The following is a 24816-nucleotide window of genomic DNA, read 5'->3' on the forward strand; positions in this document are numbered from 1 at the left end:
AAATGGAATTTTTCAATCAATATATCAAAGAGGAAATTAGTACGGGAGTATTATTATTGATTGTTTTTTTGTCTCGTGCAATCTTTTCAAAAATCATAAGAAAGTATGCCAAAACAAGTGAAATTATAGAAAGAAGAACCAATCTAGTTATTAAATATATTAACATACTAATTACCGTTTTGGCTCTAATTACTTTGATATTAATTTGGGGAGTTCAAGCCAAAGATATTTTTATTACGCTTTCATCAATTGCTACGATTATTGGTGTAGCCATGTTTGCACAATGGTCTATTTTGAGTAATATTACTTCGGGAATAATTTTGTTTTTTTCGTTTCCTTTTAAAATTGGAGACGTAATATTAATTCATGACAAAGATTTTATTGAAGAAGGTGAAATTGAAGATATTGGTGCCTTTCATGTAACCATGCGTTCCAAAGAAGGTGAAATTATAATATATCCCAATAATTTATTTTTTCAAAAAGGAATTTCGATTATTAAAAAACCCCAAATTTCTAATGATGAATTTACAGATTAAGCATTTTTTTTTACTAAACCCTAACTCTAATTTTAAATACAATGAAAACAATTAAATTATTAATTATTGGACTCCTTTTTTTAGGAGCAAGTTCAACACAGGCACAAGTTTCTGTAAATGTTAACATCGGAACACCTCCGCCAGTTGTAGTAGCATCACCAAGAGTTGTTATTGGAACACCTCCTGAATGGGGACCAGTAGGATATGACAATATGGAATATTACTATCTTCCAGACATACAAGTTTACTATGATATTAGATTATCACAGTACATCTATTTTGGAAATGGAAGTTGGATTCGCTCTTCAAGATTACCAGCATATTGTAGAGGTTACAACTTGTACAATGGTTATAAAGTAGTTTTGACTGATTATCATGGTAATGCGCCTTATGTGTATTTCAATGCTCACAAAGTGAAATACTACAAAGGCTACAAAGGAGCACCTCAAAAAAACAGAGGAGAATATCATCCTCAAAATGCTCCTAAACAACACCATGACAATGGAAATCACGACAATGATAATCATGGTAAAGAGCATCATGACAATGGTAATCATGGAGAAAAAGGGAATAAAGGAAAAGGAAAACATTAAAAAGTTCCTTTAAAATTATAAACAAAAGAGTGCTATTTAAGCGCTCTTTTTTGTTTATAGTTTTTATTTAATAGCAAAAAATGTTTTCATTTTGAATGGGAATTTTATAAAATAATAAAGAGAAAATACAACATGATTTATTGAATAAAGTATCAATTTTGTTAATGACTTTTTAATTTCAAAATTAATTCCAATATAATTATGGAACTCGCAAAATTACCTTTCTACGCAAAAATTTCCTGCATCCTTATAAGTTTAATTTGTTTCGGTTATATTTTTTACATCGGAAATGACATCATTACTCCTGTTTTGATGGCTTTTTTATTTGCTATTTTATTGGTTCCGATATTTACGTTTTTAAATACTAAATTAAAACTCCCAAGATATTTTGCAGCAATAACCTGCGTTCTTCTCTTTGTTGCGTTCATTTTAGGTATTCTGGCATTCATATCGTATGAAGTTACGGATATGGCTAATGATTTTGAGACTATCAAAAAAAATGCAAACTCATTTATAATTGATATTCATAAATTTATAAAAGCCAAGTTTAATATAAGTATTTGGGAACAAAAAAGATATATTGGTAATGTCGCTAAAGATTCTGTTAAAAACGGAAGTGGCACTATTGGTTCTGCAATAATGACTATAAGTGATCTTCTTTTGGAGAGCACTATCATTCCTATTTATATCTTCTTGTTTTTATTATACAAAGATCATTTTACTCTTTTCCTTAGTAAGTTAATCAACAAAGAAAATCATTCAGTTTTAAAGGATATTTTATCTCAAATAAAAATTTCAATAAATAACTACATCATAAGCTTAATCCTTGAAATGGTTATTGTTTCTGTTCTAACGAGTTTTGGACTGTGGATTATTGGGGTAAAATATTTTATACTGTTGGGACTGATTACAGGTATTTTAAATCTTATTCCGTACATCGGTATTTTAATAGCTGGTGTAATAACGCTTTTGGCGTCACTAACAGGTTCTGGGGAAACATCAATTATTTTAGGAATTTTGATTGTAAATATTATTGTTCAATTAATTGACAATAACATACTTGTTCCCTTAATTATTAATTCTAAAGTCGAAATTAATGCATTCGTATCCATAATCGGAATTATTGTTGGAGGTGCTTCAGCAGGTATTTCAGGCATGTTTTTGGCAATTCCTCTTTTGGCTATTTTAAAAATAATTTTTGATAGAATAGAATCTTTAGAACCTTGGGGTTATCTGCTAGGAAATGATATGCCAAAAAATTTCGCATGGCGAATCCGAAAAACTAGATCACAAACAAAATAAAAAAACAAATCTTAACTTTTTAAGTATTAAATTCAAACTTCTTTACTAGTATATCTATTTTTTAAATCTAGCCAATACATTATTTAGATGTCTCCTACAATAAAAATAGTCTTGTCATTTTTTTTATGCCTTTGCTTTCAAAGCAATTTTGCTCAGGTAAACACGATGAAAAAAGACAGTACAAAAGAAATCTATTCTAAAATTCGTAATTATTCTAAAAAAAATAATTTCACAAAAACCCTTCATAAACTTTTATTTAAATCCAGAAAACCTAAAAAAAAGGAAGAATTACTTGTGCTAAACGATACTGTAAATTATGATGGAAAAATCATTAGAAAAATAAACATAATCACTTTAGATCCATTCGGGTATTCCGTTGTTGACACTACGGCAGAGCCAAATCTTTGGGGAGAAAGAGCAGGTAACAGACTGCATTTAAAAACTAAAAAAATTGCGATTTACAATTTATTGTTAATCAAAAAGAATACTCCTTATGATCATTACAAAATACAGGAATCAGAGCGTATCATACGTTCCCAAAAATATGTAAGTGCAGTACGAATTTCAAAAGAATTCGCAAACAAAAAATCAGATTCGGTAGATGTTACCATTCGTGTTCTAGATTCATGGAGTACGATTCCACGCTTTTCGATATCTAGTAATCAGGTTTCTGCCGGAATAAAAGAAAAAGATTTTTTCGGGACAGGTCAACAGTTGGATTATCGTTTTACGAATCGTTTTAGTGATGGTCAAAATGCTAATGAAATATCCTATTCAATACCAAATATTAAAAACACTTTTATAAGTACTGTGTTTTATTACAATAAGGATTTAGATAATAATTATTCTAAAAGTATTGATGTAGAACGCGCTTTCTTTTCTCAGCTTACAAAATGGGCTGGCGGTGTTTATGTAGGTCAGGTATTTAAGAAAGATACTTTGCAAAGAGCTGATTTAGGATATGCCTATCAACGTTTTAAATATAATTTTGAAGATGTATGGGCAGGAAAAGCAACTAAGATTTATCAGGATGAAAACGAAGAAATAACTAATTTGATTATAACAGGACGCTTTTTGAATATAGACTATTTAGAAAGCCCAACAGACGAGTATGATCCTAACCATTTTTATTCTGACGAAAGACTAATTTTAAGCGGTATCGGTATTAACAGACGAAAATTTATAAAGGATAGTTACATTTTTAGAAATGGAATGACCGAGGATGTCCCAATTGGCAAAATCTATGGGTTAACTTTCGGATATCAGAATAAAAATGCTTCCTGGAGACCATATTTAGGAGGTCAAATTTCTTATGGAAATTATTATAAATTAGGTTTTTTAAGTATGAATTTCGAAGCGGGAACTTTTTTTGAGGAATCTAAAACTTATCAGACTTCATTTTTATTTGAAGCCAATTATTTTACAAAACTGTATAGCATTGGAAAATGGAAATTAAGACAATTTATAAACCCTAAAGTGCTCATGGGGATAAATCATGAAGATATTATTGGAGATCAGCTTACTATAAATGAAGATAATGGCTTAGCTGGTTTCAGCGCTGCATTATACGGAGCTGATAAAATGGTTTTGTCATTGCAGACACAAACCTATTCGCCAAATGAAGTTTGGGGATTTCGTCTGAATCCATATTTCAATTATACGATTGCAGCTTTAGGAAATTCTGATAATTCTATTTCAAGAAATAAAGCCTATTCTAAATTTACAATTGGAGTATTAATTAGCAATGATTACTTGGTATTTAGTTCTTTTCAAATATCATTGTCATATTATCCGAGTATTCCTTTACAGGGAGAGAATGTCATTAAAACGAATACTTTTGCCAATTCTGACTACGGTCTTCTTTCTTTTGAATTGGCAAAACCAAGAATCATAGAATATAAGTAACTCGAAAGTTTAAAAGTCGTAAAGTCCAAAGTCAACAACTATTTTTGACCACATTACCTAAAAAATTATACCCTACTGATTATTATTCTAAATTTTTATCCAACCACTCAAAAATAGTTTCGAATACTAAATCCCGAACTGGCTTTTTTGAAAGTACCAAATCGTGCATTCCGCCTTTAAAACCAATAACCTTTTTGTTCGGGGATTCAATTAATTTTGATTTATTGATAATATCTTTCACATTCAAAATAGCATCTCCTTGAAACATAGCTTCAGTCCATTTAGAAGGATAAACAGACTCTAAAGAATGTAATATCAAAATTGGTTTCATAACCGAAACTCCTTTCTCAATTTCTAAATGCCCCAAATGTATTGCATGTACCCATCCCGCATTTATAGAAGGTGCAACATGAGGTTTCCATTGCAAATTATAGTCCCATTCGCCAAAATCATTTTTATGCAAACTCTTACCATAAAACTTAGATAGACCAATAGGCAAAGGCAAATTGGAATTTATTTTGCCTAAAAAAGAAAGCACAGGAATAACGGTTTTCTTTTGAATCCAAGGCACATTAAAATCATAAAACGGACTATTGCAAATTAATACATCAAATAATTCTTTTTCCTTACGAAAATTGGCATACAGCGTTATAATTAAACCGCCCGTTGAATGTCCAAAAAGAACGATTTGTTCATTTCCTTCTACTTTAATTATTGTTAATGCTTGATCAATATCAGCATAATATTCAGATAAAGACCTCATATTATTATGTTTATGGTTTTTCAAAATAGATCGACCATATTTTCTTAAATCCAAAGCATAAAAATTATACCCTTTTTGGATAAATTCCTCTGCAATGATCTCTTGATAAAAATAATCATTAAAACCATGAATACACAAAATAGCTTTGGTTCCCAGTTTTGAACCACGTTTTCTAACTAATGTAGCCGTAACCTCCCCTTCATAATCATCGGGTTGCATAATGACAGTTTGTTCAAAACCATTCTTCAAAATATCTTCCGTGTAGTGTATATTCATTTAGTTCAGATTACTAGTAGACAAAGGGAAAGTCAAAATCATTGTAAAAATTCAGATTACATCATTCTCAAATTTAACATTCTAATTTTAATTAATTAGTATTAAACGGCATTATTTTGATTAATTTTTGCGGCTTTTAAAAATAATTTAATTTAAAAAATTAGACCATAAAGCACTAAACATTAACATAAATTCTAAAACTATGAGCCAATATTCTTTTATTTAATAGTATTTTTGAAGTTGCACTAATTCCATTTTCATTAAAAATAATAAACTCAATATATGCGAAATCTTTTTTTAAGACCTTTTTTGTTTTTTTTGTTTTTCACGACATTCTTACACGCCCAAAAACCTCAAAAACCAAGTTCTTCATCAATATATAATGAAATTCAAAAGCTTAATTTTTTAGGAACTGTACTTTATATAGCAGCTCATCCTGATGACGAAAATACCCGTTTAATTTCCTATATGGCCAATAAGGTTCATGCCAGAACAGGATATTTATCTTTGACCAGAGGAGATGGTGGTCAAAATTTAATTGGTCCTCAGTTACGAGAATTATTAGGAGTTATTCGAACGCAGGAACTTCTTGAAGCTAGAAAAATTGATGGTGGAGAACAATTTTTTTCCAGAGCGAATGACTTCGGATTTTCCAAAAATCCTGAGGAAACATTGCAAATTTGGGATAAAGAAAAAGTATTATCCGACTTAGTTTGGGTCGTTAGAAAATTTCAACCTGATGTAATTATCAATCGATTTGATCATAGATCACCAGGAACTACACATGGTCATCATACATCATCAGCAATGCTAAGTATGGAAGGATTTGATCTTGCTAATAGTACTACTGCTTTTCCTGAACAATTAAAATTAGTAAACGTTTGGCAACCTAAAAGAATTTTTTTTAATACTTCTTGGTGGTTTTATGGTAGCAGAGAAAAATTTGATTCCGCTAATAAATCCAATTTAACTTCCATCCAAACGGGTGTTTATTACCAAACTTTAGGGGAATCAAATCAAGAAATAGCGGCATTGAGTCGCAGTAGTCATAAATCTCAAGGATTTGGAAGTACTGGAGTTCGTGGTGAAGACACTGAATATTTAGAATTTCTAAAAGGGAAACCTTTACAAAATAAAACATCCATTTTTGAAGGTGTTGATACAAGCTGGAATCGAGTAAAAGGTGGAAAACCTATTGGAGAATTAATCAGTACTATTGCCAATCAATATGATTTTAAAAATCCATCGGAGAGTATTCCAAATTTAGTTAAAGCTTATAGCATGATTCAGGCATTGGACGAAAATCATTGGAAAACAATTAAATCTGACGAAATAAAAAAGATAATTGCAGACTGTTCTGGCTTGTTTCTAGAAGCTGTTTCGACTGCTCAAGAAGCGACTCCTGGAAGTATCGTAAAACTAAATTTGGAAGCTATTAATCGAAGTTCGGTAAACATGCAGCTACTGAACATTACTACTTTTCCTGAGCAAAAAACTACGGTTTTGAATACTGATTTAAAGAATAACACTCTTCAAAATAGTACGCTAGACTTACAATTACCACAATCAATAAACTACACGCAGCCGTATTGGTTAAAAGAAAAAGGAACTGTTGGTTTATACACTGTTAAAGATCAAAAAAACATTGGAATCCCTGATATTATAAGAGATGTCAAAGTAGTTTTTAATGTAAAAATTAATGATGTAGAAATCCCTTTTGAAAGAACCGTTGTTTACAAATACAACGATAATGTAAAAGGAGAAATGTATAGTTACCTGGATATTGTTCCCGAAATAACGACAACAATTCTAGATAAAGTATTGCTTTTTCCAAATACGAAATCAAAATATATTGGGGTAAGTTTAAAATCAGGAAAAGATGCTGTTAAAGGAAATTTAAAACTCGATTTACCAAAAGAATGGAAAGTTTCTCCCGAAACTATCGCGTTTCAACTTGACAAAAAAGGAACTGAGCAAACCGTCTATTTTGAAGTTACTCCACCTACTCAAATGAGCGAAGTTGTGGCCAAAAGCATAGCAACTATAGACAGCGAATCTTTTGATAAAGAACAAATAATCATTAATTATGATCATATTACAAAGCAGCAAGTTTTAAAAACAGCCGAAATAAAATGCATTCGAATTGATTTGAAAACCAATCACGAAAAAATTGCTTATATCATGGGAGCTGGTGATGAAGTTCCTCAGAGTTTAAGACAAATGGGCTACCAAGTAACACTTATTAAACCCGATGAAATAACTCCCGAAAAACTAGAATCTTTTGATGTTGTCATGACTGGCATACGTGCCTATAACACCATTAAAACTTTAGCATACAAACAAGATATTTTATTTGATTTTGTAAAAAGCGGAAAAACAATGATTGTACAATACAATACCCCCAATGATTTAGTTACTACAAAAATTGCTCCTTTTCCTCTAAAAATTTCAAATGACCGAGTAACAGAAGAAAACGCAGAGGTTCGATTTATAGCTCCTGAACATCCCCTGCTAAATTATCCGAATACAATTACCCAAGATGATTTTAAAGGCTGGACGCAAGAACAAGGATTGTATTATCCAAAAGAATTCGATAAAGCTTTTACTCCTATTCTATCATCAAATGACAAGGGTGAAAGTGCAAAAGAAGGTGCTTTATTGATTGCTCCTTATGGAAAAGGAAATTATATTTACACTGGTTTAAGTCTTTTTAGAGAATTACCCGAAGGTGTTACTGGAGCCTATAAATTGTTATCCAATTTAATCTCTGTTAAATCTTCGGTAAGTATTCCAAATCAACAAATAAAAAAATAAAACGAAAATTATGGACCCTAAAAATCCTAAAATTTGGTCAAAAAGCTATACAATCGTATTGATTTCAAATGCTTTGTTTATCATTATTTTTTATTTAATTATGAAATTATACTCTTAAGCTATGCAATTATTTGACTGGATTGTACTGATTGTAACGCTATTATTTATAGTGATTTATGGCGCTTGGAAAACCCGAGGCAGTAAAAATGTTGAGGAATATATTCTAGGCAATAACGAAACGCCTTGGTTTACCGTTGGACTTTCGGTGATGGCAACCCAAGCGAGTGCGATTACGTTTCTTTCAACACCGGGTCAGGCGTATCATGACGGAATGGGTTTTGTACAATTCTACTTTGGATTACCTATCGCCATGATTGTAATTTGTGTCACTTTTATCCCTATTTATCACAAATACAAAGTCTATACCGCTTATGAATATTTAGAAAAAAGATTTGATGTTAAAACACGTTCCTTAGCAGCAATTTTATTTTTAGTTCAAAGAGGATTGGGAACTGGACTAACAATTTATGCACCATCTATTATTTTATCGGCATTATTGGGTTGGGATCTTACCTATATGAATATCATTATTGGTATTATGGTGATCATTTATACTTTTTCGGGAGGAACAAAAGCGGTAAATGTGACTCAAAAACAGCAAATGTTTGTGATTTTGGCTGGAATGGTCATTACTTTTTTCCTTATTCTGGATTATTTACCCAATGACATGACCTTTGACAATGCTTTACATATAGCTGGAGCTAATCAAAAAATGAATATTGTTAATTTCTCTTTTGATTTAGATGAAAAATATACTTTTTGGAGTGGTATTACGGGAGGTTTTTTTCTGGCTTTAGCATATTTTGGCACAGATCAATCACAAGTAGGACGCTATTTATCTGGAAAATCTGTTCGTGAAAGTCAAATGGGATTAATCATGAATGGGCTTTTAAAAGTACCTATGCAATTCTTGATTTTGCTTACTGGTGTAATGGTTTTTGTTTTTTTTCAATTTAACAGAACTCCAATAAATTTTAATCCAAACAATAAAATTATAGTTGAAAATTCAAAATACAAGAATGAATATCAAAAACTGCAAAACAATTTAGATTCGTTATCCGAGGATGAAAAAGTAGTTAATTTGTTATATATCGACCAGCTTAATCAAGAGTATGATAATCCAACTCTGCGAAAAGAACTCGTCGATTTAGCTATAAAAGAAAAGGAATTAAGAGCACAAGCCAAAGAAATTATTTCGAAAGCTGATGACAAAGCAGAAACGAATGATAAGGATTATGTTTTTTTCTATTTTATTCTTAATTATTTGCCCAAAGGGCTGATAGGTTTATTATTAGCGGTAATTTTTTCGGCGGCTATGTCCTCAACGGCTTCAGGTCTAAACGCACTGGCTTCTACAACTGCTATTGATATATACAAACGCAATGTTAAAGTAGAAAAAAGTGAAAAACATTATCTAAATGCCTCCAAACTTTTCACGCTCATGTGGGGAATTATCGCAATAGGGTTTGCCTGTATCGCAACGCTTTTTGAAAACTTAATTCAATTGGTAAACATCATAGGTTCTATATTTTACGGAACCGTTTTGGGAATTTTCCTTGTTGGTTTTTACACCCAAAAAATACGTGGAAAAGCCATTTATTACAGTGCAATAATTAGTCAAATTGCAATTTTTATCATTTACTATTTCACCAATTTTATTTACCCGAGCGGATCCGAAAAATTAGGTTATTTATGGCTTAATTTCATTGGAGCTTTACTTACTATTATCTTATCTTATTTGTTTCAGGTATTGGTATTTAATGATAAAGAAAGTGAGCGTTATGTTTAGTTAATAGTTATTGTCAATGGTAGTACGACCGAGATGAAACAAAAAAACTAACAGACAATGATGTAAAATAATACATCTTAAAAAACATAAAGACATCAAAAAATACTTTCTTGCGGTGAAAAAACAACATAAACACCGCAAAATTGCGGCAAATAAATCATATATTTACCGCAAAATAATTTTAGGCAATGGCTAAATATATCTACGAACATCAAAATTGGACAAAATTTACTTGGCAAGATAAAAGTATAAATGTCATCTTTGGCAAAGTTCGCCTGATGCAAGGCAAAATTATTGGGCAAATGAATACTTTAGGCTTTTCTGCAAAAGAAGAAGCCACACTTACTGCCTTAACTTTGGACGTGGTCAAATCCTCGGAAATAGAAGGCGAATTGCTCAACTACGATCAAGTACGCTCCTCTATAGCAAGGCGTTTAGGTATTAATACCGCAGGACTTGTGCCTAGCAATCGTCATATAGAAGGCGTCGTAGAAATGATGCTTGATGCCACACAAAGATATACGTCTACTCTAACTGAAGACCGCCTATTTGGTTGGCACGCAGCACTTTTCCCTACAGGATTTAGTGGGCCATATAAAATAGAAACAGGAAAATACCGAACAGATGAAATGCAAGTAGTTTCAGGTGCTATGGGAAAAGAAAAAGTGCATTATAAAGCCGTAAAACCAGAACTTGTAAAAGCAGAAATGGATAAGTTTTTAGATTGGTTTAATAACAACAACAGTCTTGATCTTGTATTAAAAGCTGCTATAGCACACTTTTGGTTTATCATAATTCATCCTTTTGATGATGGAAACGGTAGAATTGGAAGAGCTATAACGGATATGTTGCTTGCTCGTGCTGAAAATAGTGGCGAACGTTTTTACAGCATGTCAAGCCAAATTTTAATAGAACGAAAACAGTATTATGAAGTATTACAAAAAGTTCAACATAGTACAGGTGATATTACCGAATGGATTGAATGGTTTTTACATTGCTTGAAAAATGCAATATTTGCTACTGAAAACACCACACAAAAAATAATGCATAAAGCCGAATTTTGGAAACTGCACGAACAAACTCTCATCAACGAAAGACAACGACTAGTGCTCAACAAACTTTTTGATGATTTCGAAGGCAAACTACAAACTTCTAAATGGGCAAAAATTACTAAAACCTCTACCGATACAGCTTTAAGAGATATAAAAGACTTAATAGGGAAAGGTATTTTACAACAAACAAACGAAGGCGGACGAAATGCAAATTATGAATTAACTAGCTTCAAAAACAAAGTTTAATTTTTTTTTAAACCACTATTAGCAAGCGAATGTTAAAACTTCACAAAGTAAAAAACAAAAAAAAATCCGCTAAAAAATATATCTTAGCGAATCTTTTTAAAATTATAAATTGATAAAGATTATTTCTTACTCCACTCTGAGATACTCTCTCTATTCATTTTTACGTAATCTTGATTTTTAGCAGCTTCTGCAGCGGCAAGTGAAAGATTTGCCGTTTCAATAGCTCCTTTTTTATCTCCAGCTCTAGCTTGAATTAATGATTTTTGGCGCGTGTACCAATATGGTTTTTCGGTACTCAATTCCATTGCTTTATCAATGTAAGCCATTGCTTTAGTATTATCACCATTAGACTGATAAATGTATTGTGCAGCCGAAAAATAATCCGCAGATGTTGGTCCAGCTAATACTTTTTCAATACTTGCTAATACTTCTTTTTGAGTAGGAACTGTAAACTTCATCGAAACAGACGAATTCTCCCAAGCCATATCCAAAGTAGCAGAATCAGCAGTCAGGTTACCAATACCTATTGTAAAAGATTCCACTGGTTTTGAAATCGCATCTTCTTTTACATTTGTTCTTAATACCACATTAGCTTCATTCCAAGTTTCCGGATTTCCCCAATTGTTTGTAGTGGAATAAAAAATCACTTCCCAACTTTCAATTTTAGGAACCGTGTACAAAGCATATTTCCCTTTTTTCAAAGTTTTGCCATCTATAACAACATCTTCACTAAAAGAGATTGTGGTGTTTTCATTGGCTCCAGTTCTCCAAACTTTTCCAAAAGGCACCAAATTACCAAATACAGCTCTTCCTCTAGCTGCAGGTCTACAATAAACGATTTCCACATCCGTCAATCCTACAGTTTGAAAAACGGTAGCTCTAGGACTTGCTAGTGGTGTTTTCAACTGAGCTTGAGTAAATAATGGCGCTATTATAAAAGCGAAAGCAATAAGAATCTTTTTCATACTAATATTTTTGTGTTTATTCAAATTTACAAATTTTAGAAATCATATAAGCTTTTAAAAAAATAATATAACACGTAAAGCCAAACGCAGATGTAAGTTTGTAATGTTAGAAATCAGGATTGATTTAAAAAAATGATATTAAAACATTATTCAACTTATAAAAAATATTATCATGAAAAATCAAAAAATAATATTTCAAAAAATAAAATACCTTGCTTATCAAAGTATGTATTACTGCGTTGAAATTAAATATATCTTTAATTTATAGGCTAAAACAATACTTAATATTGTGATACTATTTCAAAATTCAATTCATTAAAATGATTGACTACAATATCAGCTGATGATAGGTCTTGATCTTTTGAATGAAAGCTATTATAGCCCACACAAAAAATATCTGCCGCTTTTGCCGCTTTGACTCCATTGGTACTATCTTCAATCACAATGCAATTTTCTTTTGGAGCAATCGATAAAGAAGCAGCGTGTAAGAAAATAGCAGGATGTGGTTTTGATTTTGGAAAATCTTCTCCACTTACAATGTGTGTAAAATATTGATGCAAATTAAAACGGGTAAAAACTCTGTTTATTGTCACTTTTGAAGCCGATGAAGCTACAATTAACTGCATCCCATTTTGATAAAAATCTTTAATCAAATTTTCTACTCCATCCAACAATGTTAAATCTTCTTTACTATCAAAAGCTTCATTAAAAATCGCTCTTTTTCTCAGAATCAAATCTTCAACTTCCTGTTCCAACTTAAAATAATCTTTCAATATCTGAAAAGTATTGCGGGTGGATAATCCTGTAAAAGAAGTATACATATCCTCTGGAACTTCAATGTTAAGCTCTCCAAATTGTTTATAATAAGAATAACGATGTACCAGTTCAGTATCGACAATTACACCATCCATATCAAAAATTACTGTTTTGATCATTTTTTTTTTAGATTCTAAGATGCTGAGTTCCTAAGAGACTAAGACGTCTTGTTTATATTTTTTAGTTTTGAATTTGGTTTAAACGATTACCCCCTTACTCCTTCTTAATTAAAAATCTAATCACTGTTTCGGCAGCATACAATCCAAATAATCCTGGCATATAGCTGTTTGTACCATAAAATGATTTTTTGAAGTTCGAGCCATCTGTCATGCGTAAACTTGATTCATCTTGAATTTCAGATGAAAAAACCACTTTCACTTTATTGATTTTCTCTTTTTTCAAACGCTTTCTGATAGTTTTTGCGAAATAGCAATTGATTGTTTTAGAGATATCAGTAACTTTTACTTTAGAAGCATCCATTTTACCTCCAGCTCCCATACTGCTTATGATTCGGACTCTTTTTCTTTTGGCCGACATAATCAAATTCAATTTAGGAGTAACACTGTCAATACAATCTAAAACATAATCATATTCATTGGTAACAATTTCATAAGCACGGTCTGGAGAAAGAAATTCTTTCACTCGTATCAAATTCAATTCTGGATTGATATCCATCAAACGATCCCCTACAACATCCACTTTAGGTTGTCCAACCGTAGAATGCAGAGCTGGTAATTGTCTGTTAATATTGGTAATATCCACAACATCTCCATCTACAATTGTCATCGTTCCCACTCCTGCTCTAGCCAAAAATTCAGCCGCAAAAGAACCAACTCCTCCTAGCCCAACCACCATTACATGAGCATTTTGTAAATTTTGTAATCCTTCTTTTTTAAATAATAATTCGGCTCTTTCTGTCCAATCTGCCATAATTCTTTGTTTAATTTTTTTTAAAAGTTTTATAGTGTAATTGTTTAAAGGTTTAATCGTTCTTGTTTTGGTTTAATCGTTAAAATTCTCACTCTTAAACCGATAACTCAATCATTTATACCTCTAAAAACTGTTGTAAAATTACTGTTTATTTGTTGCTTCAATTCATCCATACTCCACTTTTTATAACGTGAAGCTAAATCATATACAGCTTCGATTCCCTCTTCAACTGTATCGGTTTCAAGAAAAAAACTATCATTAGGAACCGCTAAAAAAACAGCTTCCAATTCAGGATTTCGCAATAGGTATTTTCCAAACGAAAGGTAAAAACCGTTATCGATAAGTTCCTTTGCTACTTGTTGATTTTTCGAAAAACCGTGAATAAGCATTGGCACCGTTATTTTTAATTGTTTTTTAAGTGTAATTACCTCCTGAAACGCCGCTACACAATGAATTACAACGGGTTTGTTATATTTTTGAGCCAATAACAACTGCTTCTCAAAAACCGTTTGTTGTAAAGCTAGCGGAATCTCAATGCGTTTATCCAACCCACATTCGCCTAGAGCGAGACAATTCGGTTCTTGCAATTTACTTTCTATGATTTGTAAATCAGTTTCAAGTCTTTGCTCATCAATATACCAAGGATGAATGCCAATCGAATAAAACGAAATCGAAGCATCAAACTCTTTCGGATATTGATTTACTAATTCCAAAACCGTTTCCTGATTCGTAAATTGGTGCGTATGTAAATTAAAAAACTCCATTAGTCGTGAAATTTCTTAACACCGGCTTTGATTGCAATCGCCAAATCATTTTCCAAAGGTACTCTTGGACACGAATATTTATGATTATAAGCACAATACGGATTATATGATAAATTAAAATCGATAGCAATGGTATTGCCAGTTGGAATTTTCAAATCAATGTATTTCCCTCCAATATAACTTTCCTTACCTGAAGTCAAATCCGAAAAAGGTAAAAACAAATCGTTCTTGTACTCTTCTATTTTTGAAAATTCAATATTGCGATATACGTTCAAATTAAACTCTTTTCCTTCCAGCTGAAAACGAACCTCTCCATATTTTACATACATCGGTTTTCGAGCTGTTGAAGTTTTCATTCCAAATGGCTTTTCTTTGGCTGTCCTTGTGAATTGAGCCACCACAAAAGCTTTTTCATTTATGGGATAAAAATCTAATGACTTGAATTTTGCCAAATCCTCAGCTGCCAAAGGGCTTGTCTTTGCATCTGCATATTCAGTATTAAGATCTTTTTGAAATTTTTCGACAACTGTCCTATCAAATTTCTTTTGACCAAAACCAAAATTAAAAAGTGTCAATACAATCAAAGTCGTTATAACTTTCATAAAGTTAAATTTTTATGCAAAAATAGTTTAAAGTTATCAAGGACACAAAACTGCTTCTATTTAAAATTTTTCAATGAAAAATCAATCCTATAACAATTTGGAGTCTAATTGTTAAAATTATATCTTTGAAAATTCAATTACTCCTCATGCTCAAAACTGCTCTCGGACGCTATATCAACAATTTTAAAGGATTCAGACGAGAAATTTGGATACTTGCTTTAGTGACTTTTATCAATAGAGCAGGCACCATGGTTTTGCCTTTTTTATCAAAATACTTAAAAGAAAATTTACATTTCACCTACGGCGAAGTGGGATGGATTATGGTCTCTTTTGGTTTAGGATCCATGTTAGGCTCTTGGATTGGAGGTAGATTAAGTGACAAAATTGGGTTTTATAAAATAATGATATTCAGTCTTTTTACCAGCGGAATACTGCTTTTTATGCTGCAATACATTACAACCTTTTGGGGATTATGTTTTGGAATGTTTATTATTATGGCCATTTCCGATATGTTTCGTCCAGCAATGTTTGTATCTCTGAGTGTATATGCCAAACCCGAAAACAGAATTCGTGCCTTATCATTAGTTCGACTAGCGGTAAATCTAGGTTTTGCAGCAGGACCATCACTTGGCGGATTGATTATTCTGGGAATGGGATATCAAGGATTATTTTGGGTAGACGGAAGTTCCTGCATCATCGCAATTCTGATATTTGCATATTTTGTTAAAGAGAAAAAGGGAATCCCTGCACCAATTGATGAAACGCTAATCAAACCTGCCAAAAAATCCATCTTCAAGGACTCCCCTTTTTGGTTATTGCTTTTTATTAGTTTTGTTACTGTTATGGTCTTTTTCCAAATATTTACTACTATACCATTGTATCATAACGAAAAATTTGGACTAAGCGAATTCCAAACTGGAATGCTGCTTTCTCTCAACGGACTATTGGTTTTCCTTTTAGAAATGCCTATCGTTAGTATGCTGGAACGAAAAAAAGTAAATAAAGTCAAAATCATCAGTTATGGTTCTTTATGCATAGCAGCAGGATATTACATTTTGCTACTGGATTCCTGGGCATTTATTCTAGTACTTAGCATCGTATTACTTACTTTTGGAGAAATTTTTGCCTTCCCATTTACCAACGCTATTGCGCTCAGCAGAGCTCCAAAAGGACAGGAAGGACAATATATGGGACTATATACCATGAGTTTCAGTCTGGCACATATTACGAGTTCCAAAACGGGTCTGGAAATCATTGCACATTATAATTATCAAGCCAATTGGTTTATCATGGGAAGTCTAGCCATGGTAGCTTTATTTTGTGGAATTTGGCTCAATAAAATGATACACAACTCTCAAGAATAAAAGATTCATACGGGCGTGCCACCATCCTGATAAAAGGGCTATTTCACTTTGCGGTTATACGCCCTTTTATCAGGATGCTGTCGGGCTATCCATGCTACTTTGGTAGCTTATTTCTATCCCTCACGCGGTAAACTACACCTATTGTGCATAAAACAACTTTTAATACTCAACCCATTCAAACCTGAAAATTTACAAGTTAAAATTGTCACAGATCAAAATATATTACTCTCAAAAACCTCATTACTAGTCTCCAACCTATTCAAAAAATGCAGTAAAACCAACTAAAAACTAAATTTTTAGTTAAATAACTATATTTTTAGTTTGTAAACTAAAAATATAGTTGTACGTTTGTTATGTACTAAGAATCAATCAATCAATCAATCAATCAATCAATCAATCAATCAATCAATCAATCAATCAATCAATCAATCAATCAATCAATCAATCAATCAATCAATCAATCAATCAATCAATCAATCAATCAATCAATCAATCAATCAATCAATCAATCAATCAATCAATCATGAAAAAATCAGTTTTAATCTTAGGAATTGCTTTAATTACTACATCAAATGTTGTAATTGCATCAAATGTACATACCTATTCAAATGCTTCATATGAAGTTGGGTTTAATGAAACAATAACACCTTTAGCAAAGGCTGTTTTTAAAGGAGATTTGCAAACCGTAAAAAAATTTATTGAATACGGCGCAAATGTAAACGAATATTCAAACGGGATGAGTCCGTTAATGATTGCAGCCCGCTACAATAAAGTAGAAATCATTACCTTTTTATTATCAAAAGGAGCACGTAAGGATGAAAAAGATGAAAATGGATTTACTGCATTAAAATATGCAGAAATTTCGAATGCAGCAGAAGCAATTCTAGTTTTAAAAAAATGTAGTAACAAAAAATAATACACATGCAAAAACTCACCAACAAAGAAGAAGAAATCATGCACATTTTATGGAAGCTCAAAAAAGCATTCGTAAAAGAAGTCATGGCCGAAATCACCGAAGATCAGCCGCATTACAATACCTTATCTACAATTGTACGCAATCTTGAAGAAAAAGGATATGTAAGTCACAATGCTTTTGGGAACACCCATCAATACTATCCAATTGTAACTATTGAAGAGTACCGAAAAGGATTTATGAGTACCGCTATTGATAATTATTTTAATAGCTCTTATAAAAATATGGTTTCCTCTTTTGCTAAAGAAGAGAAAATTTCAGCTGAAGAATTACGCGAAATCCTTGCAATGATCGAACAAAAAAAATAATCAATTATGGAAACACTATTCATATATATTGCAAAATCAAGTGGCTTGATAGGAATGTTTTATATTGCCTATTATTTTCTACTGCGAAAAGAAACCTTTTTCACGGCAAATCGTTGGTTTCTTTTAGCAGGTTTGCTAACATCTGTAATTTTGCCCTGGATAGTTTTTACCACCATTGTTTGGGTAGAGCCAACACCAACCAATTATGATTGGTCAAAAATGCCTGTATCACCAGTACATGAGGAAACTTTCGAAATCGATTGGTATCTTGTTTTGGTATCCACTTATATCATAGGAATAGCATTGTTTGTAATGCAATTTGTATTTGACTTTTATCATCTTAATCGTGTTTTAAAAGGGAGACCAACTCATCAGCAAGCCGACCACAAATTTATTGACCTACAAGAAAACATCGCTCCGTTTTCCTATTTCAACACTATCGTTTACAACTCATCATTGTATAGCGAATTAGAAATGGAAAGCATTCTGGAACATGAAAAAGTGCATAGCAAACAATACCATACAATAGACGTATTAATCACCCGATTCTTTTGTATACTATTTTGGTTTAATCCTTTTATTTGGCTATATAAAAAAGCCATTTTACAAAACCTGGAATTCATCGCCGACAGCGAAGCCACCAAAAACATATCGGACAAAAAAACGTATCAGCTCACGCTTTTAAAAATTACAACACACGAAAATTGTGTTGTGCTTACCAATCATTTTTATCAATCATTAATCAAAAAACGAATCGTTATGTTAAACAAAAATCAATCAAAAAAAAGGAACTCCTGGAAGTATGCTTTGGTTGTTCCAGTATTAGTCGCTTTTGTATTTTTATTCCAAATGGAAGTTATTGCAAAGGAGAAACAACAGATCCAAAAAACAAAAAATATAAAATTAGCTTTGAAAGAAGATGAAGTTTATAAAATTGACAAAAACACTACTGAAGCAGATTTAAAAGAGAAAGCCGAAACAATTAGCAAAAACTATGGCGTTACTGTAAATTTTTCCAAAATAAAAAGAAATGCCAATGATGAACTTACTGCTATTGCGGTCGAAATAAAAAAAGGAAAGGAAATTAATAAAATAGTAAAAAGTTCTGATCCGATAAAGGCTTTTGCAATAATCATTTCCAAAGATGAAAATGGGAAGCTAAAAATTGACTTTGCCGAGAACAATAAATCTAATCATAAAGACAAAAAAATAGTCATATGTAATAATCTTACCTCTCAAGTAAACAACATTTCTGATGATACAAAAATCATCATTAACGACGAAAAAGCCGATAAAGCTCAAATGGAAAAATTAGACCCTGAAGCAATTGAAAGAATAGATGTCATCAAAAATTCGGATATAAATGAAGTTCGAATTACCACTAAAAAAAAATCTGACAATACTTCTGAAGAAGAATTTATTGTCAGAGGCAAAAGTTCATTTGAAATAACAGATCCAAGTGCTATAAACAGAATAGATGTTAACACCAATAATGGCACAAATACTATTCGAATTGTTAAAAACAATGGCTTAACTATTAGTCATGACAAAAATGCTCCTGTTCCACCAGCACCTCCGACAGCTCCTACTATAAAATTTAAACATCCTGTTCCTCCTGCAATGCCAAAAGCTCCTAAAGCTCCAAAAGGAGATCCTATTCATGGGGATCAAAAAGCTTGGAAAGAATTTGAAAAACAAATGGAAGAGTTTGACACCAAAATGAAAAAAATCGAACCGCAAATGGAAGCCTTCGACAAACAAATGGAAGAATTTGACAAACAAATGGAACCATTTAACAAACAGATGGAAGCTTTCGAAGAAAAAATGAAAGTTTACGAAAAAGAATTAGAAAAATATTTAGCAGATAAAAAAAGATAAAAAATAATTCGGTTACTTAAAAACCAAAAAAGACGGTTCCTCATCAAGACCGTCTTTTTTTATACCTTTGAAAAAAATATACAGTTATGTTTAAAATTCTTGCCCGAATCAACAAACTTCTTTTACCAAGTTTTACTAAACAAGGATTAGATATATCCAAAGCCAAAAAATGGCAGTTGGCTATTATTGGCTACCGCTATTATGTGACTTCAAGAGCGCTTTGATCATGGTATCTTGTGTTATGCTTTTTACTTTACCCTATAAATCAATATTTCTAAGCATTCTTGCCTCGCTTTTACATCTATTAATAACGAAGTAATCGTTTTAACTAAAATTTATTCATTTGAAAAGTATTGAATATCAACCGAATATTTTTTTAAACACATTTTTTTCATTTTTTATCTAAATACATACTTGCAGAATACATATTTATTCCTATATTTGCACCCGCAAACACGTTCAATGCACATCGTTGAAAACATTGAATAAGTAAGCAAAATGGCCTTGTGGCGCAACTGAATAGCGCACTTGATTACGGCTCAAGAGGTTACTGGTTTGAATCCAGTCAAGGTCACAAAAAATCCCATTTCTAACGAAATGGGATTTTTTTATGCTTTTTCTTTACTGTTTAGTATATTAATGCATTATCACTTTCAACGTAAGCGTTTACGAGCTAGAAGCTCGCACCAACCGAGGACCTTGACGAAATCAAGCTCTTAGTTTAGGAAAATTTTATACAAATGATAAAAAAATTTTGACAATTTTAAATAAATAAACCATCGCGGAACTATCCATACATATTTTTTATCTCCGACATAACAAAGGAACTTTGGGTACTCCCTATGCTTTCAACTGATCCCAATTTATTAAAAACAAAATCCTGATAATGCTTCATATCTTTGACAGAAACTTTCATTAAAAAATCGTAATCACCTGAGATATTGTAACATTCCACAACTTCTTCTATTTTCATAATATCACTAACAAACTGATTCCCAATATTACGATCGTGCTGTTTAAGTTTGATATTACAGAAAACAATGAATCCCCTGTTTAATTTTTCTGCATCAAGGAGTGCTATATATTTCTTAATATAACCACTATTTTCCAATCTTTTAATTCGCTCAAAAACTGGCGATGCCGAAAGATTTACCATCTTTGCTAGTTCTTTTACCGTGTATTTAGAATTATCGTGAAGTATATTTAGTAACTGAAGATCAATATCGTCTATCTGCTCCATAGAATATTTTACTTAAAAAAGGTTGAATTAATTTACAAGAAAGAATAATAATCTTCAAATGTAACAAAAAACAATACAAAAACCTTATTTTAATTAAGTCGAAGATTTAATGACTTGTAAAACTTATTTTTGCAGTATAAAAATCTAAAAAATTAAGAACACATTGAAGAAGTTATTAGAAGTATTAAATAAAGTAGGTTTCGACGGTTTCCTATTAATGATAGCCACCATGATTCTGCTGGCTTATTTTTTGCCGCAGCCAGGCATGATTAAAGAACCAGTTTCGCTGGAGGACATTGCCAATGTAGGCGTATCGTTTATTTTCTTGTTTTATGGCTTGAGACTGAGCGTTGAGAAACTAAAATCCGGGCTTGCTAACTGGAAAATGCATATTGTGGTGCAATTGACAACCTTTTTGTTTTTTCCGCTTATCGTTTTGGCATTTCGTCCCTTGTTCATCAACGCCGGCTACGAGTTGCTTTGGTTGGGTGTATTTTTCCTGGCTGCTTTACCATCCACCGTTTCCTCTTCTGTGGTCATGGTTTCTATCGCCAAGGGCAATATTCCCGCAGCCATTTTCAATGCGAGCATTTCCAGTTTGATTGGAGTAGTCGTTACGCCGCTCTGGGTTGGATTGTTCATAGCTTCTGCAACAGGCAATTTTGATATCACTGACATCGTCATAAAGTTGGTTCTTCAAGTCTTGTTGCCTGTCATCATTGGCATCAGCCTCAACTCCCGTTTTGGCGCTATTGCTGAAAAATATAAGAAACAGCTCAAATATTTCGATCAGGCAGTCATCCTTACCATCATTTATACGTCGTTTTGTAAGTCATTCTCTGAACATCTTTTCGAAGGCTTCACTGCACTTGAACTTGCCGGATTGGCCACAGGGATGATGGTTTTGTTTTTTGCCGTATTCCTTTGTGTGGGACTACTCAGTCGCTTGCTTGGTTTTTCAGATGAAGATCGCATTACTGTCTTATTTTGCGGATCTAAAAAGTCATTGGTACATGGCACCGTCATGTCAAAAGTGCTTTTTCAGCACAGTACCATCGCCGGCATCCTATTGTTGCCACTCATGCTCTACCATGCCTTGCAATTGATTGCCGCCAGCATCATCGCTCAGAGTATGGCTCGACGAAAAGGAGTATAATTTTTGTTTATGACCTGGTTTGAAGGAGCAACCAAGGCGGAGTTTCTAGATTTATTTGTTAGTCCGTAGAGTCACTTCGTAAACTCTACGGACAGAGGGAGTCTAAAAAACACCCCATTTTCTAATTAATACATTGAACTAAATAGCCAATTCTTTGCGTATAATTTCTGCTCCTGCGCTTAAAGCACTTAACTTACCTCTGGCTACATCTCGAGATAACGGAGCCATACCACAGTTTGTAGAAGGGTACAAATTTTCGATATTTACAAACTCAAGAGCTTTACGTAAGGTAGCAGCTACTTCTTCGGGTGTTTCAATAGTATTAGTTGCCACATCAATTGCACCGACCATTACTTTTTTACCACGAACAAGTTCCATTAAATTATAAGGAACATTTGAGTTATGACATTCTAATGACACAATATCAATCTTAGATTTTTGAATTTTCGGAAAAATTTCTTCGTATTGACGCCACTCTGAACCCAATGTCTTTTTCCAATCATTATTAGCTTTTATTCCATAGCCATAACAAATATGTATAGCAGTTTCGCACTTTAAACCTTCAATGGCTTTTTCCAATACTGCCATTCCCCAATCGTTTACTTCGTTAAAAAATACATTAAATGCAGGTTCATCAAACTGGATAATATCTACCCCAGCATCTTGAAGTTCTCTTGCTTCTTCATTGAGCGCTTTTGCAAATTCCCAAGCTAATTTTTCGCGGCTTTTGTAATGGTCATCGTATAAGGTATCTACCATTGTCATCGGACCAGGCAATGCCCATTTTATAGGCTTATTAGTCTGTTTACGTAAAAATTTAGCATCATCAACAAAAACTGATTTTCGACGTGCAACTTCATCTACAACAACAGGAACACTCGCATCATAACGGTCACGAATTTTTACAATTTTACGATTCTCAAAATCTACACCGCTTAAATGCTCGATAAAAGTCGTTACAAAATGTTGACGTGTTTGCTCACCATCACTAATTATATCAACCCCTGCCAATTGTTGTTCGTGCAAAGAAATGCGCAAAGCATCTTGTTTCCCTTCAAATAATTGATCTCCTTCTAATTTCCAAGGTGACCAAAGCTTTTCAGGTGGTGCAAGCCAAGCAGGTTTTGGTAAACTTCCAACAATTGAGGTGGGTAATAATAATTTTTTCATAGTAAAATAATTTTAATGTGTTGTTGTATTAATTAAAGAGCGAAATTGGCAGACCACTGTTCTAATATAATTTTGTGAGGGGTAATGAAGTGCTCTTCTGCAAATTTACCTTGCTCAATTGCTAACTGAGACCGCTCTTCTCGGTTGTATACAATTTTTGTTAAAGAATGGTCTTGATTTTTCAAACTAGGCTTATAGCAAACTGGTGCGACAGAATTGGCATTATAAATCTCAGGTCTATAAATCTTTTGGAACGTTTCCATTGTACTAATGGTACTGATTAATTCAAGGTTTGTATAATCAGTTAGTAAGTCTCCAAAGAAATAAAACGTCAAAGGTGCAACGCTGTTATGTGGCATGAAGCAACGAACCTGCAAACCCATTTTTTTGAAGTATTGCTCTGTTAAAGAAGAATCGTTGGTTTCGTATTCAAAACCTAATATCGGGTGATGGTTCCCTGTACGCTGATACGTTTTACTATCTGATACACTCAAACAGATAACGGGTGGTTTGATAAAGTTTTTTTTGTACGTTTCTGAATTTACAAAATACTTAAATAAATTGCCGTGTAATTCCCCAAAATTATCAGGAATGCTAAAGTTGTTTTTATCCTTGTTATGCTCCGAAAGCAATATACTAAAATCATAATCGCGTACGTAAGAAGAAAAATTATTTCCAACAATGCCTTCAATGCGTTCACCTGTTTTATGATCGATAATAAGCGTTTTTAATATCTCAATTGCTGGGAATGCTTTACCACTGCCATCAATATCTATACAAACAGAAACAATTTCTAATTCAACCGAGTAGCGATCGTTATTAGGATTATCCCAGTTCGCCAACGTATTAAAACGATTGTTGATCATAGTAATCGTATTGCGTAAGTTTTCCTGACGACTCACTCCTCTTGCCAAATTAGCAAAGTTGGTTGTTGTACGTGTACTATTGGATGGAATATAGTTTTCATTGAAATAAATACTCTCTAATGTAAATGCAAAATCATTTTTGATTGTATTCTGCGTGTTTTCAATAGCTGCCTTTTCGCTTAATCTAAAATCTTCTTGTATGTCTGCTTTCATTCGATAACAATATTTAGTTTTTTTACCTTGCAAATTTGAAAATAAAAGATGAATTATTTTTAATTAGACTAAAAATCAGATAATTATTCTTTTTAAATATATTTTTAAAGACAATTAATCTTTTTGAAAATATAATAATAAAAAAAACAGATAATTATTCTTTAGAGAACTTAGATATGATTGATTTGAAATTGTATAGAGTACTCCAAAAAGATGTGGAGTTGAAACCTTTTTT

The 24816-nt window shown here is 32.4% G+C and carries 22 protein-coding genes and 1 tRNA gene; 14 read left to right on the plus strand and 9 right to left on the minus strand.

Features of this window, described 5'->3' with window-relative positions; genetic code table 11:
* The first annotated feature begins 2 nt into the window (after window positions 1-2).
* From ACUN3A_RS00835 to ACUN3A_RS00850, 4 genes are all read left to right on the plus strand, one after another.
* A complete protein-coding gene (locus ACUN3A_RS00835) occupies window positions 3-536 on the plus strand; it encodes a mechanosensitive ion channel domain-containing protein (protein ID WP_445549454.1) in 534 nt (177 codons plus the stop codon).
* A 41-nt stretch (window positions 537-577) separates the two neighbouring features.
* Entirely contained in the window at window positions 578-1129 is a 552-nt protein-coding gene (locus ACUN3A_RS00840; RefSeq protein ID WP_445549455.1) for a hypothetical protein, read from the plus strand.
* A gap of 201 nt (window positions 1130-1330) precedes the next feature.
* A complete protein-coding gene (locus ACUN3A_RS00845) occupies window positions 1331-2431 on the plus strand; it encodes an AI-2E family transporter (RefSeq protein ID WP_445549456.1) in 1101 nt (366 codons plus the stop codon).
* A gap of 87 nt (window positions 2432-2518) precedes the next feature.
* The gene (locus tag ACUN3A_RS00850; protein ID WP_445549457.1) at window positions 2519-4336 is read left to right on the plus strand and encodes a hypothetical protein; all 1818 of its coding nucleotides are present in this window, start codon (window positions 2519-2521) and stop codon (window positions 4334-4336) included.
* Between the two features lie 82 nt (window positions 4337-4418).
* On the opposite strand, the gene ACUN3A_RS00855 is transcribed toward ACUN3A_RS00850, so the two are convergent.
* On the minus strand, window positions 4419-5375 hold the full coding sequence (locus ACUN3A_RS00855) for an alpha/beta hydrolase (protein WP_445549458.1): 957 nt from the start codon (window positions 5373-5375) through the stop codon (window positions 4419-4421).
* 282 nt (window positions 5376-5657) lie between these two features.
* Here ACUN3A_RS00855 and ACUN3A_RS00860 point away from each other — a divergent pair, with 282 nt between their 5' ends.
* The 3 genes from ACUN3A_RS00860 (at window position 5658) to ACUN3A_RS00870 (ending at window position 11336) form a co-directional block, all read left to right on the plus strand.
* Window positions 5658-8189 (plus strand): PIG-L family deacetylase, encoded by a 2532-nt coding sequence (locus ACUN3A_RS00860; RefSeq protein ID WP_445549459.1) that lies wholly within the window; start codon window positions 5658-5660, stop codon window positions 8187-8189.
* A 121-nt stretch (window positions 8190-8310) separates the two neighbouring features.
* Window positions 8311-10038, plus strand: coding sequence for a sodium:solute symporter (locus ACUN3A_RS00865; RefSeq protein ID WP_445549460.1), 1728 nt, complete (start codon window positions 8311-8313; stop codon window positions 10036-10038).
* 188 nt (window positions 10039-10226) lie between these two features.
* Window positions 10227-11336, plus strand: coding sequence for a Fic family protein (locus ACUN3A_RS00870; RefSeq protein WP_445549461.1), 1110 nt, complete (start codon window positions 10227-10229; stop codon window positions 11334-11336).
* Window positions 11337-11455: 119 nt separating this feature from the next.
* Here ACUN3A_RS00870 and ACUN3A_RS00875 read toward each other — a convergent pair whose 3' ends face one another.
* The 5 genes from ACUN3A_RS00875 to ACUN3A_RS00895 form a co-directional block, all read right to left on the minus strand.
* Window positions 11456-12301: a DUF2911 domain-containing protein gene (locus tag ACUN3A_RS00875; RefSeq protein ID WP_445549462.1), complete on the minus strand. Its 846-nt coding sequence runs from the start codon at window positions 12299-12301 to the stop codon at window positions 11456-11458.
* Between the two features lie 281 nt (window positions 12302-12582).
* A complete protein-coding gene (locus ACUN3A_RS00880) occupies window positions 12583-13236 on the minus strand; it encodes an HAD family hydrolase (protein ID WP_445549463.1) in 654 nt (217 codons plus the stop codon).
* A 94-nt stretch (window positions 13237-13330) separates the two neighbouring features.
* Window positions 13331-14047, minus strand: a complete 717-nt coding sequence (locus ACUN3A_RS00885) for a tRNA threonylcarbamoyladenosine dehydratase (RefSeq protein WP_445549464.1) — start codon at window positions 14045-14047, stop codon at window positions 13331-13333.
* Between the two features lie 107 nt (window positions 14048-14154).
* Window positions 14155-14811, minus strand: a complete 657-nt coding sequence (locus tag ACUN3A_RS00890) for a TatD family hydrolase (RefSeq protein ID WP_445549465.1) — start codon at window positions 14809-14811, stop codon at window positions 14155-14157.
* On the minus strand, window positions 14811-15413 hold the full coding sequence (locus ACUN3A_RS00895; RefSeq protein ID WP_445549466.1) for a DUF1684 domain-containing protein: 603 nt from the start codon (window positions 15411-15413) through the stop codon (window positions 14811-14813). The genes ACUN3A_RS00890 and ACUN3A_RS00895 overlap by 1 nt, the downstream gene beginning before the upstream one ends.
* A gap of 146 nt (window positions 15414-15559) precedes the next feature.
* On the opposite strand from ACUN3A_RS00895, the gene ACUN3A_RS00900 reads away from it, so the two are divergent.
* The 6 genes from ACUN3A_RS00900 (at window position 15560) to ACUN3A_RS00925 (ending at window position 20510) form a co-directional block, all read left to right on the plus strand.
* A complete protein-coding gene (locus ACUN3A_RS00900) occupies window positions 15560-16777 on the plus strand; it encodes an MDR family MFS transporter (protein WP_445552800.1) in 1218 nt (405 codons plus the stop codon).
* Window positions 16778-17300: 523 nt separating this feature from the next.
* Window positions 17301-17693, plus strand: a complete 393-nt coding sequence (locus ACUN3A_RS00905) for an ankyrin repeat domain-containing protein (RefSeq protein WP_445549467.1) — start codon at window positions 17301-17303, stop codon at window positions 17691-17693.
* A 5-nt stretch (window positions 17694-17698) separates the two neighbouring features.
* On the plus strand, window positions 17699-18058 hold the full coding sequence (locus ACUN3A_RS00910) for a BlaI/MecI/CopY family transcriptional regulator (protein WP_445549468.1): 360 nt from the start codon (window positions 17699-17701) through the stop codon (window positions 18056-18058).
* Between the two features lie 6 nt (window positions 18059-18064).
* Window positions 18065-19936 (plus strand): M56 family metallopeptidase, encoded by a 1872-nt coding sequence (locus ACUN3A_RS00915; RefSeq protein WP_445549469.1) that lies wholly within the window; start codon window positions 18065-18067, stop codon window positions 19934-19936.
* Between the two features lie 86 nt (window positions 19937-20022).
* Window positions 20023-20160: an SsrA-binding protein gene (locus ACUN3A_RS00920; RefSeq protein WP_445549470.1), complete on the plus strand. Its 138-nt coding sequence runs from the start codon at window positions 20023-20025 to the stop codon at window positions 20158-20160.
* Between the two features lie 276 nt (window positions 20161-20436).
* Window positions 20437-20510: transfer RNA gene (locus ACUN3A_RS00925), tRNA-Arg, on the plus strand.
* 213 nt (window positions 20511-20723) lie between these two features.
* On the opposite strand, the gene ACUN3A_RS00930 is transcribed toward ACUN3A_RS00925, so the two are convergent.
* Window positions 20724-21176 (minus strand): Lrp/AsnC family transcriptional regulator, encoded by a 453-nt coding sequence (locus tag ACUN3A_RS00930; RefSeq protein WP_445549471.1) that lies wholly within the window; start codon window positions 21174-21176, stop codon window positions 20724-20726.
* A gap of 163 nt (window positions 21177-21339) precedes the next feature.
* Between ACUN3A_RS00930 and ACUN3A_RS00935 the strand changes: the two genes are divergently transcribed.
* Entirely contained in the window at window positions 21340-22332 is a 993-nt protein-coding gene (locus ACUN3A_RS00935; protein ID WP_445549472.1) for a bile acid:sodium symporter family protein, read from the plus strand.
* A gap of 138 nt (window positions 22333-22470) precedes the next feature.
* Here the strand turns inward: ACUN3A_RS00935 and ACUN3A_RS00940 are convergent, their stop codons facing one another.
* Together ACUN3A_RS00940 and ACUN3A_RS00945 are read right to left on the minus strand one after the other, a co-directional pair.
* A complete protein-coding gene (locus tag ACUN3A_RS00940) occupies window positions 22471-23502 on the minus strand; it encodes a methionine synthase (protein ID WP_445549473.1) in 1032 nt (343 codons plus the stop codon).
* A 32-nt stretch (window positions 23503-23534) separates the two neighbouring features.
* Complete coding sequence (locus ACUN3A_RS00945; protein ID WP_445549474.1) at window positions 23535-24581, minus strand: DUF1852 domain-containing protein; 1047 nt, start codon at window positions 24579-24581, stop codon at window positions 23535-23537.
* Between the last annotated feature and the right edge of the window lie 235 nt (window positions 24582-24816).

The organism is Flavobacterium sp. WC2509 (genome assembly GCF_052683105.1).

Coding starts and splice junctions, on each gene's coding strand:
- ACUN3A_RS00890 (WP_445549465.1), bottom strand. CDS start 14,811: ATGGAGTTTTTTAATTTACATACGCACCAATTTACGAATCAGGAAACG.
- ACUN3A_RS00870 (WP_445549461.1), top strand. CDS start 10,227: ATGGCTAAATATATCTACGAACATCAAAATTGGACAAAATTTACTTGG.
- ACUN3A_RS00900 (WP_445552800.1), top strand. CDS start 15,560: ATGCTCAAAACTGCTCTCGGACGCTATATCAACAATTTTAAAGGATTC.
- ACUN3A_RS00885 (WP_445549464.1), bottom strand. CDS start 14,047: ATGGCAGATTGGACAGAAAGAGCCGAATTATTATTTAAAAAAGAAGGA.
- ACUN3A_RS00865 (WP_445549460.1), top strand. CDS start 8,311: ATGCAATTATTTGACTGGATTGTACTGATTGTAACGCTATTATTTATA.
- ACUN3A_RS00945 (WP_445549474.1), bottom strand. CDS start 24,581: ATGAAAGCAGACATACAAGAAGATTTTAGATTAAGCGAAAAGGCAGCT.
- ACUN3A_RS00840 (WP_445549455.1), top strand. CDS start 578: ATGAAAACAATTAAATTATTAATTATTGGACTCCTTTTTTTAGGAGCA.
- ACUN3A_RS00895 (WP_445549466.1), bottom strand. CDS start 15,413: ATGAAAGTTATAACGACTTTGATTGTATTGACACTTTTTAATTTTGGT.
- ACUN3A_RS00860 (WP_445549459.1), top strand. CDS start 5,658: ATGCGAAATCTTTTTTTAAGACCTTTTTTGTTTTTTTTGTTTTTCACG.
- ACUN3A_RS00920 (WP_445549470.1), top strand. CDS start 20,023: ATGTTTAAAATTCTTGCCCGAATCAACAAACTTCTTTTACCAAGTTTT.
- ACUN3A_RS00850 (WP_445549457.1), top strand. CDS start 2,519: ATGTCTCCTACAATAAAAATAGTCTTGTCATTTTTTTTATGCCTTTGC.
- ACUN3A_RS00940 (WP_445549473.1), bottom strand. CDS start 23,502: ATGAAAAAATTATTATTACCCACCTCAATTGTTGGAAGTTTACCAAAA.
- ACUN3A_RS00930 (WP_445549471.1), bottom strand. CDS start 21,176: ATGGAGCAGATAGACGATATTGATCTTCAGTTACTAAATATACTTCAC.
- ACUN3A_RS00855 (WP_445549458.1), bottom strand. CDS start 5,375: ATGAATATACACTACACGGAAGATATTTTGAAGAATGGTTTTGAACAA.
- ACUN3A_RS00835 (WP_445549454.1), top strand. CDS start 3: ATGGAATTTTTCAATCAATATATCAAAGAGGAAATTAGTACGGGAGTA.
- ACUN3A_RS00875 (WP_445549462.1), bottom strand. CDS start 12,301: ATGAAAAAGATTCTTATTGCTTTCGCTTTTATAATAGCGCCATTATTT.
- ACUN3A_RS00845 (WP_445549456.1), top strand. CDS start 1,331: ATGGAACTCGCAAAATTACCTTTCTACGCAAAAATTTCCTGCATCCTT.
- ACUN3A_RS00910 (WP_445549468.1), top strand. CDS start 17,699: ATGCAAAAACTCACCAACAAAGAAGAAGAAATCATGCACATTTTATGG.
- ACUN3A_RS00880 (WP_445549463.1), bottom strand. CDS start 13,236: ATGATCAAAACAGTAATTTTTGATATGGATGGTGTAATTGTCGATACT.
- ACUN3A_RS00905 (WP_445549467.1), top strand. CDS start 17,301: ATGAAAAAATCAGTTTTAATCTTAGGAATTGCTTTAATTACTACATCA.
- ACUN3A_RS00915 (WP_445549469.1), top strand. CDS start 18,065: ATGGAAACACTATTCATATATATTGCAAAATCAAGTGGCTTGATAGGA.